Source organism: Thalassotalea profundi, from assembly GCF_014653195.1.
Taxonomy (GTDB): domain Bacteria; phylum Pseudomonadota; class Gammaproteobacteria; order Enterobacterales; family Alteromonadaceae; genus Thalassotalea_B; species Thalassotalea_B profundi.
The window spans coordinates 60,616-73,018 of sequence record NZ_BNAH01000002.1; the positions used below are offsets into that span (position 1 = coordinate 60,616).

Consider the following 12,403-nt stretch of genomic DNA (forward strand, 5'->3'; position numbering starts at 1 on the left):
CGATGGCAACCAAGCGCGTTACAATTCGTAATCACACTGCAGAAGCAAATTTATTTGCACGTAGAACATTTATTGCCATGCTCGGGCTAATAGTGTTGCTATTAATTCTTTTTTACAATATTTATCAATTAGAAATAGTGTCTTATGAAAAATATAAAACCCGCTCTAATTCTAACCGCATCAAATTATTACCTGTGGCCCCTAATAGAGGACTTATTTACGATCGCAATGGCGTCCTGCTTGCCGATAATAAACCGGTTTACAGCTTAGAAGTTATTCCTGAACAAGTGCCAAATTTTGCTGAAACTATCACACAAGTCAGTCAATTATTAGATATTAGTGATGAACGACAAAAAAAAGTATTACAATCACTAAAAAGCAAACGACGTTTTAAACCAATTGAAATTCAATCTAGGTTAAGTGAACAACAAGTTGCCCTATTTTCAGTTAATCAGCATAAATTTCCTGGCGTTTTTATTGATGCCCGTTTAAAGCGCTACTATCCCTTTGGTGACTTAACAACACATTCACTAGGTTACGTGGCACGCATTAATAGAAGAGATGAAATAAAGCTCGAAGAACAAGGCAAAGCAGAGAATTATGCGGCCACCCGTAATATTGGCAAATTAGGATTAGAAAAATATTATCAAGATATATTACACGGCACCATTGGTAACCAAGAGGTTGAAATTAATAGTCAAGGTAGAGTAATCCGTACGTTAAATTTTACTCCTCCCGTACCTGGTAAAGACCTGACCCTGAGCTTAGATATCGAATTACAAATGATCGCTAAACGGGCGTTATCAGGCAAGCGAGGAGCAGTTGTTGCTATAGACCCTCGAGACGGTGGAATCTTGGCCATGTATTCAAACCCTAGTTACAACGGTAATTTATTTGTACACGGCATAAGCTACAAAGACTACAACAAACTTACAGGTTCTAAAAACCTCCCTCTAATCAATAGAACAGTGCAAGGGTACCCTCCGGCTTCCACTATAAAACCATTACTTGCATTAACAGGCTTAGAAGAAGGTATTATCACAGAGCACACAACAATTAATGATCGAGGTGTTTATCAATTACCTGGCATTGAAACCAAGCGTCGTGACTGGAAAAAATGGGGCCATGGTAAAGTTAATTTAACCAAGTCATTAGAGCAATCATGTAACATTTATTATTTTGATCTTTCTTATAAATTAGGCATTACCAAAATTGCTAGAATGATGGAAAAATTTGGCTTCGGTGAATATACAGGTGTTGACCTACATGAAGAAAACCACGCTATTATGCCAAGTGTAGAATGGAAACGTGCACGATATGGCAAGGCGTGGTATACCGGTGAAACCTTATCAGTTGGAATTGGTCAAAGTTACTGGACTGTTACACCATTGCAATTAGCGCAATCAATATCAATTTTAGCTAATAAAGGCCAAATTAAAGTACCTCATTTATTAAAGGCAACAAGCGAAGTGAGCTTTAGTAATGATGGTAATGGACTGCACAGAGAAGTTAAAACCACTGAGCAGCCTATTGATTTAAAACCACCTATAGAACTCAACAACCCACGCCATTGGGATATTGTACTTGACGGTATGCATAATACAGTGCAAAAGAAAGGGGCTACAGCTTATATCCCTTTCAAAGGCGCTCGTTACGATGCAGCCGGAAAAACAGGCTCTGCACAGGTAGCCAATATTGCTCAAGGCGAGGAATATAATGCTGAAACAACAATAGAAAGTAAGCGTGATAATGCCATGTTTGTTGCATTTGCACCTTTCGAAAGTCCAGAAATAGTGGTTGCCGTAGCAATTGAAAACGTAGCCAAGGGGGGTGGTTCAACAAACGCAGCGCCTGTTGCTAGACAAATTATGGACCAGTACTTTGGGGATCGCGAAATTATTAGTAAGACTAAACACCCTCTACACGAAGAAATTTATCAGCATGTAGACAAGAAAAAAACTAGGAATAGATAGTGCATTCTACCGGACAAGATCAACAAAAAACCTTTAGTATATGGCGACGCTTACATATAGATGTGCCTTTATTAGCGGGTATTTTATCATTAATGATTTTAGGCTTATTTATCGTCTATAGTGCAGGTGGCCAGAGTATAGATATGGCAATCAAACAAGCTAGGAATATGGGAATTGCACTTATTGTTATGATTTTTGTAGCACAAATTCCCCCGTTAATTTATCGAAAATGGGCGGTTCCTATGTTTATTATGGGGATACTTCTATTAGTTGCCGTGCTCTTATTCGGTCATATCGGAAAAGGAGCTAGGCGCTGGATTAACCTTGGCGTATTTATGTTTCAACCCTCAGAAGTAATGAAATTAATAGTCCCTGTTATGATCGCTTGGTATGTTAGCCAAAAAAATTTACCCGTTCGTATCCTTAATGTTTTTATAGCCTTTATTTTATTATTAATTCCGACTCTACTTATTGCACGCCAACCTGATTTAGGCACTTCATTACTCATTGCAAGTTCAGGTATATTCGTTATATTTTTAGCCGGTTCAAGCTGGAAGTTAATTGGGAGCTGTGCTGTATTAGCTTCAGCCTTTGCTCCTATTTTGTGGATGTTTCTGATGAAACCTTATCAAAAACAGCGGGTGCTCACCTTCTTAAATCCAGAACAAGATCCATTAGGTTCTGGGTATCATATAATTCAATCCAAAATAGCCATTGGCTCTGGTGGATTACATGGTAAGGGCTGGCTACAAGGCACACAATCACAACTGGAATTTCTCCCAGAACGTCATACAGACTTTATTTTTGCAGTATTTAGTGAAGAATTTGGATTAATTGGAGTGAGTGTATTATTACTCGTTTACTTAACGATTGTAATGCGTGGCTTATGGATTGCGGTACATGCGCAGCAAGCTTTCACTAAGTTATTAGCAGGCAGTTTGACATTAACGTTTTTTGTCTATGTTTTTGTTAATATTGGTATGGTTTCAGGTTTGCTCCCAGTTGTTGGAGTACCTTTACCATTAGTAAGTTATGGTGGTACATCTATGGTGACTTTAATGGCAGGTTTTGGCATATTAATGGCTATCAGTACACATCGTCGCTTTCATGCTTAACCCAAAATAAAGTGAAAGAATTACACTAAATGATACTAAAAATTACACTATTGTTACTCATTATTACTTTTATTTCGAGTTGTAGTCAGCAATATGGTCGCTATCAACAAAAACATGATAGCCACCCCACACGTATACCTACTGAGAATGAATTAAAAGATCCAATACCAAGAGTAGAGCCTAAAAGTAGAGGTGGGAATAAAAATTACACAGTTAGAGGTAAGCGTTATAGTGTTTTAGGTAGCGCGACCAATTTTGTAGAAAAAGGCATAGCTTCTTGGTATGGCAATAAATTTCACGGACATTTAACGTCAAACGGTGAGATTTATAATATGTACGCGATGAGCGCAGCCCATAAAAATTTACCGCTACCTAGTTATGTACAAGTAACGAACCTTAGTAATAATAAATCAGTCATCGTACGGGTAAATGATCGAGGGCCTTTTCACGAAAATCGTGTCATCGATTTGTCATATAGTGCAGCTTATAAACTCGATATGCTCAATACTGGAACTGCCAATGTGCTAATTGAAGCTTTGCCTAAAGCCCAATCAAAAGAACCAAGCCTTGCGGGAAAAAACATTACCATAAAAGATCATATTCAAGTATTTGCCACTGAAGACAAAAACGTTGCTTTAAAAACAGCTTCAACCTTATCCTTACTGTACCAGTACCCCGCTTTTTATAATGAGAACAATGGTATTTATCGTGTAAGAATCGGTCCTATCAACAATACTGACGATTTAAATTCATTATTAAATAGTTTACGCGCTAATGGTTACCAAGGCGCTTTTAAAGTAACACTATAATTTATCCTTTATCGCTCTTGCCATGTCCTGTAACAATTTGCTAATTTAAGCTCGTGGTATTCAAAAATAAAGCTGGTATACTTTTGCGAATATCAATTTATTTTCTTATAACCTATAGCATTTTCACAGGATTCATATGCCTTCAACAACGGCCAAAAAACGCCCTACTCATCATAAAAAAATAACATCCGTACTCGGTGCTCTTGCATTAACTTTTTATTCAGTTTCTTATGCTGCTACTATTATTCCTCCTCCGCCAGAAATTAATGCCAAAGGCCACATCCTAATTGATTACTCTACAGGAAAGGTAATTGCAGAAGGTAATGCCGATATGCTATTAGCGCCCGCTAGCTTAACAAAAATGATGACAAGCTATATTATCGGGAAAGAGATTCAAAATGGTAATATTAGTAATTCTGATAAAGTAAAGATTAGTGAAAATGCGTGGGCCACTGGTAATCCTATATTTAAAGGTTCATCGTTGATGTTTTTAGAAGTAGGCACAGAAGTAGAAGTAAGCTTACTTAACAAAGGGATTATCATTTCTTCAGGTAACGATGCTTGTGTAGCAATGGCCGAGCACATAGCAGGGAGTGAGAGTGCATTTACTGACTTAATGAATGCTCACTCTGAACAACTTGGTATGCACAGCAGTTATTTTGAAAATAGTCATGGCCTTGATAGTAGTGAACACAAAACGACTCCTCGAGACATGGCTACTTTAGCAACTGCAATTATACGTGACGTACCTGAAGAGTTTGCAATATATAAAGAAAAGTCTTTCGAGTATAATGATATTCCGCAATATAATCGAAATCGTTTATTGTGGGATAAAAGCATGAATGTTGATGGTTTAAAAACAGGTCATACTGCACAGGCTGGATACAGCTTGGTTACCTCAGCAACTAAAGGTGATATGCGTTTAATCAGCGTTGTTATGGGAACTGAAAGTCAACGTGCGAGAAACGTTGAAAGTAAAAAGTTATTAAATTATGGCTTTCGATTTTTTGAAACCTATACTCCTTATCAAGCAGGCGAAAAATTTGTCACTAATCGCGTATGGATGGGCGATGTAAAAGAAGTCGACCTAGGTATTTTAGAGAGCACACCTATAACTATTCCAAGAGGAAATCGAAAAAATTTAGAAGCTAATTTTGAGCTAACTCGCCAACTTACAGCACCTTTAAGCAAAGGCGAAGTTGTTGGCACAGTATTTTTACAACTTGATGGTGAAGATATCGCTAACTACCCTTTAGTAACCCTTCAAGAAGTAAAAGAAGGTGGTATGTTTAGCCGTTTTGTCGATTACATAAAACTTCAATTTAATAATTAATTACTTTAAGACTGTTGATAACGATCAAGCTCACAGTCTATTAATATTCGCTATAATTTAAAAACTCAGCAAATGCTGAGTTTTTATTTTTATAAGCTATTATTGCCTAAAATTAACGAAAACCATGTAAAGCTTGCTTAACATCTTGTACTAGACGTTAAACTATATACAAAGAGTAATTGATATAACACTATCGTTTTCCATTACTAATAAAAGTGATAAAATACTCCAATAAGCTATTGTTTAGAGGCATTGCTGTACATGAAGACAAAATTTGACGAGTTATTAGACTTCCCTACTGTACTTAATTTCAAAGTAATGGGGATAGCGTGTGATGAATTACCTGACTTGATTATTTCAGAGTTGCAAAAGCATACTCCTGGTGATTATTCACCTAAAATTAAACCAAGTTCAAAAGGCAATTATCATTCAGTTTCTATTGCAGTAACCGTTACAAGTAAAGATCATATTGAAACCATTTATAAAACCTTGACTAAAATTGAAGAAGTGCGCTACGTACTATAATTTAGGTTAAAATATTCTTATCCTGTAAAGCTAAGTTATATTCGGATATAATTTATAATACAGAATAACTAGAGCATTAAAGTTGAAAAACTCGTTAATTATTCGTCAGCTAGGTGTATTAGATTACACTACTGTTTGGCGAGCTATGCAGAAATTTACTGATTCAAGAACTGATGAAGTTGATGAATTATGGTCCGTAGAGCATCCTGCTGTATTTACCCAAGGACAAGCGGGTAAAGAAGAGCACTTGCTTATGCCTGGAGACATTCCCGTCGTTAAAGTCGATCGAGGCGGTCAAGTCACTTATCATGGACCAGGACAACAAGTTATCTATTTTATGATTAATTTGCGCCGCAGAAAAATAGGCGTAAGAGAATTAGTGACTTTAATTGAAAATGGTATTATAGCCGCATTAGCTGACTTTAATATCACTGCCTATGCCAAAGCAAGCGCACCAGGTGTCTATGTTGACGAAAAAAAAATTGCTTCTTTAGGCCTTAGGGTAAGAAAAGGTTGCTCATTTCATGGCTTAGCATTAAATGTGAATATGGATTTAACCCCATTTTTGCGTATCAATCCTTGTGGTTATGCTGGGCTTGAAATGGTACAAACATGTGATTTAGGTGGCCCTACTACAGTAAAAAGTGCCAATGAATCTTTAATTAAGCATTTAATTACACTATTAAATGCAGAAAATATTACTTATCAAACAGGGTTGAATCAAAGTTATGACAACTAAATCTTCTCGTATTACTCCCGGCACAAAACTACGTGATGCTGAAAAAATGGCTCATATCCCAATCAAAGTAGTGCCCTCAGAACGAGAAACAATGCTGCGTAAACCAGAATGGCTTAGAATTAAATTACCACGCTCTACGGATCGTATTGATCAAATAAAAGCATCACTACGTAAGCATGATTTACATTCCGTTTGTGAAGAAGCTTCGTGCCCTAACTTATCAGAGTGCTTTAACCACGGCACAGCGACCTTTATGATATTAGGAGACATTTGCACTCGCCGTTGCCCATTTTGTGATGTAGGTCATGGTCGTCCTTTAGCAGCTGATTTAGAAGAGCCAAGAAAGCTCGCGCTTACACTTAAAGATATGGCACTTAAATATGTTGTGATTACCTCTGTTGACCGTGACGATCTTCGTGATGGCGGTGCTCAGCAGTTTGCTGAATGTATCAAAGAAATAGACATTCATGCCCCAAACACCAAAGTAGAAATACTCGTACCTGATTTTCGTGGACGCATGGATCGTGCATTAGAAATTCTAAATCAGCACCCACCTCACGTATTTAATCATAACCTAGAAACAGCACCACGGTTATATACCAAAGCTCGCCCAGGAGCCAATTACCAATGGTCGTTAGATTTATTGAAAAAATTTGGCGAAGCAAACCCTACTGTTCCCACCAAATCAGGTTTAATGGTAGGTTTAGGCGAAACTAACGACGAAATATTAGACGTAATGCGTGATTTACGAGCCCATGGCGTAACTATGCTAACTATTGGGCAATATCTACAGCCAAGTAAACACCATTTACCGGTAGAGCGCTATGTGCATCCTGACGACTTTGATATGTTTCAAAAAGAAGCAATGAAAATGGGTTTTGAACATGCGGCCTGTGGTCCTTTAGTTCGCTCAAGTTATCATGCTGACAAACAAGCCGCTGGTGAAGAAGTTGTGAATTTCAATCCTTCTAGCGACTAAACAACGATATTTTGTACTACATCGTTATTTTGTATTGGAACACAGTTAAATGACGGCGGAGAACATTCCAAGAATTAAGGAATTTCCCGCCGATAACCGCTATTGGAGAATAGACTGGTTTGGCGCAATCGAGCGCAATCCTAATGTACCTTCAGAGCCTTTCCTACAAGTGATAATCAGCCCGTTTATTCAAAACGAAGGCATACACTCTACCGCTAAGCAACTTGCCTCTACTCACGTTACAGACTATGACAAACAATATGTTATAAAAATAGGCGTTGGCCAATTTCCTTTTATTAGTATAGGTTCCATCTGGTTAAACGGATACTGCCAACAAATCAAAGCTGGTAAGCAGGAACGCTTTTACAACCTGAGGGTTAACGACGAAACTATTCGACTGATTCCTGGTAATCACAAAGAACAAGAAAAGAACCTAATTCCTTACGACGGCTATCGAACAGGAAAAGGTTTTATGGCCAATCTAGTTGCTATTGAACGTGATAAGGATCCTTTCGGGCTCCTCATCCCCGCCATAGAATTAATTCGTTTTTATTACGCTGTATCAACAGACATGGCACACGTTATTTTTTCAGGCGACCTAAAACACCAACCAAATAATATTATCAATCCTGCAAAGTGTGGTTTTTTACAAGAAGAAAACCGATGCATCTTGCACTTACGCCAACACCTTTCAAATGAGGATGCTTGGGTAATTGGCAGAATACTCTCCAGCGATGAAGCTTGGCAAGGGGCAACACTTCCTCACGACACTATGATGCGAGACTCACTGAACAGCAAATTTTCGCATCCTGAAAGTGGCTTTCCTTTCTCCGGTTTAACCAATCTAAAAGTTAGAGGGAAATACATAAAAGCCCAAGACAATCACTCTAAAAGTGGTTGGCGCTATTTGGTACTGGGTATTGAGAACTGCTCAGCCCCATTTCCATTTGAAAATCTCACAGCAGGAAGGGACAACGACGCTGGCCAATCTGAAGGTGAAGACAAGCTTAGTGATGAAGATAAGGCAACAGCCTTTCCAGTATCGAAGCACAAAACCTCTGACAGTAAAAAACCGTTTCAAAGTAAAGATGAACCTGACCTAGGGAAAACCAACGAACATATTCTATTACCAACCGACAGATTTGGAGCTATTGCTGGGAAAAAAGTTGATAGGCCAAAAAAAGAAGAGTGTCGTTATATTAGCAGACTTAAGAATGCTCCACAGGAAGATGAACCTGAAAACTTGGGGACGGGAAAAGGAAACTCAAATGGCTCAGATGCTGCTCGAGGCTTCGGGGATCAAACACAAACACGTCGTAAAGCCCTTCCTGCAAGTTTCGAGACCTTTAAAGAAGCTGTAGTACTCCTAAACCAATTTGAACGCGTTAAAGCAAATATACGCCCCGAAGACGAAGCTATCGAATATATTCCTCTGACGAAACCTGTCAATAAAAGACAATGGTCTTATCTCGATTCAAATAAGCGACACAGACGGCAAGTCATAATTGCTGATATCTGCTTTCAAAATAAATGGTATTCGCTAATTGAATTTGAATTACGAGAAAATGACAAGTGTAGAGTAGCTCTGATACATAAGAATAACGGTGATTATTGTTCTAATTATCAAATTGCTCACCTTTTGACTCAACTCGCAAAAATGAAAGGAATTTGGGTTAATTGCCGCGTATTCAAAGAACAAGCTATTAGTTTAGTTACAATGAAACATACATGGTCAACAGAAGGCGAATTTTCAACTTCTGTATATTCGAGGCTTAAAAGCCTCGAAAAATAAAGGTGGGCCATATACGATTTCGATGCTCTAGATCAGACTAGATCATAAACAACTTGTTATTTTGAGATAGTGATAGAACCTGATATTCAGGTTTATGCAATTTTGAAGGTAGCTTATCTCGAAGAATTGGCACCACTAATTGGCAATTTGTATTTATGACTTCTCTAACCAATCCATTTATCTGATTGTCATCAACCACTTCCATTTGATCGTGTAAAATAAAATGTAAACTTTTAATCTGCTGCTCATCAGCGAATCGAATGTAAGCAAGGTCAAAAGCAGCTATCTCACCTTTCTTTTTTCCTGTCCCTGTTTGTCCATTTAGTGAGTCGATATATAACTTATAAAAATACTGAGAAGAGTTACTTTTCTGTTCGAATGTTGCACTCATTACAAACTGCTCACCATAGAGCTTGTTTGATATATCAGAGAAATAAGTATTGAAAGAGGCCACTCGTTTTTGGATTAATCCATCTAGACCGCCTATAGATTCATCAATTAATTTGAGATCACTGTCAATATCATCCAATTTCGCTTTAGAGTCTTGTAACTGAGATAATTTTTCTTCTAATGTCCCTTTACGTTCATACTTTGCATTTAGTTCTTTAATTATTTCTTCTAATTCTTTATGTATATCAGCTTTACGTAATTTATCAGCATAAACAACTTCTTCACTCAAATTAAACTGTATTTCAGTATTAATTTTTATAAGTTGTTCTTGTATATTAGGCAACTCCTCAGTCACAAAGCTAATTTTTTCCAAAATCATTTGGTTATGAAAAGCGACTGTCTCCTCATACGTTTTTTGTATATTAGGGAGCAATACATTAGCTTGAGCATACAGTTCTGGCAGTAAAGAAACTTCGTCATTTGCCAGGTTATTTTCCAATTCTTTTCGACTTTCTTCTATAAGCTCTTTTCGTAAATTGAGCTGGCTTTGTTCATTATTGAGAGAATTCAGCTTAGCCCTAATACCATTTAATGTATTTAAATCGGCCTCATAATTTTCATTTATATTACAACTTTTCTTCTTATGCTCTAAAGCCTCAATATCGTGCTCTACAATTGCTATAAACTGTGAAATTTTTGACTCGCTGTTTTCTTTTCTCAAGCGAGTGTACAACTTATTTTCAAAGTTTCTTTCTTCAATAAGGCGTCTTTTTTTCTCTGCATCTGGATAAGGGACACCAAGCCAAAATAAATATAATGCTTCGTATTCTTCCGCTTTACCAAAATTACCGAGTACCCTAACAGTATTCTCTAGTCGCTCAGCTTCATCCCTGATATTTTTAGCTTTTAGTTGCTTAAACGTTGGCTTTTCATCTTCGTAACCAAACACAAGTTTTTTGAGCGTCGTATCAAAATCTTTCAACTTCACTGACTGCCCATCTATTTCAATCAACTTTCTTGATTTAGATAAAAAATTTCGTCTGATTTCTATTTGCCTTGAACAAGGATCGTTAAGCTCATCTATTAGTTTTAAGGTAATTACGACTTGTTTATCAATTAAGAAGTTTTTGACCTCTTCATTTATGTTGTTTTTGAACTCTTTACTCTGATAAATGTTTTTATCACTTCCACCCAAACAAAAATTTATAAGGCGTAACACCGTCGTTTTACCAACATTATTTCCAGTTTGAGTTTCTTCTGTTTCTGAGAGCTTTGTCTCATCTACAATAAAATTAATCCCTTTATGGAATACAATATCTCGGACAATATGTCCTTCACTTTCTATTGTTAACGATTTTAAGAACATATTTCTATTGTACCCTTTTCACTTTTTATTGCGCCTAAAAGATAAAGCCAATCTAATGTTAAAACGAAAAGCATGAGGGATATATTTTCTTGATCTTTTATTTCGCTGTAAGTATCAAAAAAATCAGCTACCCCTCCATTGTTAGATAATACTTCAAGTGTTTTGGCTCCTAAGTAATACAATTGCCTTTGAGGGTGACTATCTGAATTAAGAATCATTAGCAGGCTCCTCTAAGATCTTACAGCGCATAAACCCATCAACTACAATTATTGAAATGCCAAACTCTAGTTCTTCAAAAGTAATACTTAGGTCATTGTTCGCACTGTCATCAATAGCTTCATGTAATTTTTGACAGACAGCATCAATAAGCTTATCTGCATTTTTTCTAATGTTAGTTAATGTATTATCACCGTTTAAATATTCACCTTGAGATTGCAGATAAAAATGATGAATTATTTTTAGTACGGCTTGTTTTTTAGGACTTCCTGCTCGCTCTAACTCTGAATACAATGCATTAATCTTACCTTGATATACCCCATAGCTTCTTAAAAGAGGTTTATTAAGAACAACATTGTTATAACTGATTTTATTTTCTATAGAAAAACTGTTTTTTACAGGTAAACTTTCGAGTTCGTCTATATCAACAGTTGATATTTTATTTATCACTTCAGTTATTAATGAAGGTCTTTTACTAAAAGACTTTTCAATATCAATTCTTTTAGCCATTTCTAACTGATGGTCTTTTTTCATTTTTTGCAAGACATCAACTGTATAAATCGATTCATCATTTGTTACACCATGATGGGGAGGACATAACAGAATCAAATTATTATAATCAGCTCGTTGTTTATCTGTCATATTACTATTCCAACGCTGCCCACCTTCTTCCGCAGCTTCAATATGACATATATTAGAGTGCAAAGCTGAAGTCTCATCACTCATTTCTTTTTCACACCCAGGAAAAGAACATTTATTCCTTGCTAAACCAAATAACCGTTTTATTGTTTTGTCTGTATAATCACGTGATTTTGACATTAACTATTCCATCCATATATTGCTTGTTTTCGTTCCAACTAAAACAATGTTTCCTGTGGACTTCCTCCAAACTTTCCTAATTTAGCATTACCTCTAACCTTCCGAGCTTGAATATCTATAGTTGCCAAAACACTACGATAATCAACCCCTTTCTCTTCCATTTCTCCAATCAAGGCAGCTATCACACCTAGCTCATTCGGCACTTTGCCTTTACTAGCGTTATTAGTAATCGAATTAGGGTTTTTCTTTAGTAATTCAGCAAACTCCTTAGCTGTAGTTCCTGCTTTACCTAGGAGCCTAGTGAATTCTTTATAAGTCATATTACCTCAATGTTTAGCTAACGCTCA

Annotated in this window: 12 protein-coding genes; 8 read left to right on the top strand and 4 right to left on the bottom strand. The window is 36.8% G+C overall.

From position 1 onward, the window contains the following. The first annotated feature begins 2 nt into the window (after positions 1–2). The 8 genes from mrdA (at position 3) to IE155_RS02465 (ending at position 9,265) form a co-directional block, all read left to right on the top strand. On the top strand, positions 3–1,973 hold the full coding sequence (gene mrdA, locus IE155_RS02430; RefSeq protein ID WP_189376516.1) for a penicillin-binding protein 2: 1,971 nt from the start codon (positions 3–5) through the stop codon (positions 1,971–1,973). Next, on the top strand, positions 1,973–3,088 hold the full coding sequence (rodA, locus tag IE155_RS02435; RefSeq protein ID WP_189376517.1) for a rod shape-determining protein RodA: 1,116 nt from the start codon (positions 1,973–1,975) through the stop codon (positions 3,086–3,088). Before mrdA ends, rodA begins: the two co-directional genes overlap by 1 nt. Positions 3,089–3,117: 29 nt before the next feature. Beyond that, on the top strand, positions 3,118–3,897 hold the full coding sequence (locus IE155_RS02440; protein WP_189376518.1) for a septal ring lytic transglycosylase RlpA family protein: 780 nt from the start codon (positions 3,118–3,120) through the stop codon (positions 3,895–3,897). A 136-nt stretch (positions 3,898–4,033) separates the two neighbouring features. Further along, complete coding sequence (locus IE155_RS02445; RefSeq protein ID WP_189376519.1) at positions 4,034–5,230, top strand: serine hydrolase; 1,197 nt, start codon at positions 4,034–4,036, stop codon at positions 5,228–5,230. A gap of 261 nt (positions 5,231–5,491) precedes the next feature. Beyond that, the gene (gene ybeD, locus IE155_RS02450) at positions 5,492–5,755 is read left to right on the top strand and encodes a DUF493 family protein YbeD (protein WP_189376520.1); all 264 of its coding nucleotides are present in this window, start codon (positions 5,492–5,494) and stop codon (positions 5,753–5,755) included. Positions 5,756–5,837: 82 nt separating this feature from the next. Beyond that, positions 5,838–6,494, top strand: a complete 657-nt coding sequence (lipB, locus tag IE155_RS02455) for a lipoyl(octanoyl) transferase LipB (protein ID WP_189376521.1) — start codon at positions 5,838–5,840, stop codon at positions 6,492–6,494. Beyond that, positions 6,484–7,473 carry a lipoyl synthase gene (lipA, locus tag IE155_RS02460; protein WP_189376522.1) on the top strand — a complete coding sequence of 330 codons (990 nt, stop codon included), beginning with the start codon at positions 6,484–6,486 and terminating at the stop codon, positions 7,471–7,473. The genes lipB and lipA overlap by 11 nt, the downstream gene beginning before the upstream one ends. Before the next feature lie 472 nt (positions 7,474–7,945). Continuing rightward, complete coding sequence (locus IE155_RS02465) at positions 7,946–9,265, top strand: hypothetical protein (protein WP_189376523.1); 1,320 nt, start codon at positions 7,946–7,948, stop codon at positions 9,263–9,265. Between the two features lie 37 nt (positions 9,266–9,302). Here the strand turns inward: IE155_RS02465 and IE155_RS02470 are convergent, their stop codons facing one another. From IE155_RS02470 to IE155_RS02485, 4 genes are read right to left on the bottom strand one after another with little or no spacing between them, the layout of a single operon-like run. Continuing rightward, the gene (locus IE155_RS02470; RefSeq protein WP_189376524.1) at positions 9,303–11,021 is read right to left on the bottom strand and encodes a DUF2326 domain-containing protein; all 1,719 of its coding nucleotides are present in this window, start codon (positions 11,019–11,021) and stop codon (positions 9,303–9,305) included. Next, positions 11,012–11,239 carry an ABC-three component system middle component 6 gene (locus IE155_RS02475; RefSeq protein WP_189376525.1) on the bottom strand — a complete coding sequence of 76 codons (228 nt, stop codon included), beginning with the start codon at positions 11,237–11,239 and terminating at the stop codon, positions 11,012–11,014. The genes IE155_RS02470 and IE155_RS02475 overlap by 10 nt, the downstream gene beginning before the upstream one ends. Then, positions 11,229–12,056, bottom strand: coding sequence for an ABC-three component system protein (locus tag IE155_RS02480; protein WP_189376526.1), 828 nt, complete (start codon positions 12,054–12,056; stop codon positions 11,229–11,231). The genes IE155_RS02475 and IE155_RS02480 overlap by 11 nt, the downstream gene beginning before the upstream one ends. Before the next feature lie 38 nt (positions 12,057–12,094). Next, entirely contained in the window at positions 12,095–12,376 is a 282-nt protein-coding gene (locus IE155_RS02485) for an XRE family transcriptional regulator (RefSeq protein ID WP_189376527.1), read from the bottom strand. Positions 12,377–12,403 lie beyond the last annotated feature (27 nt).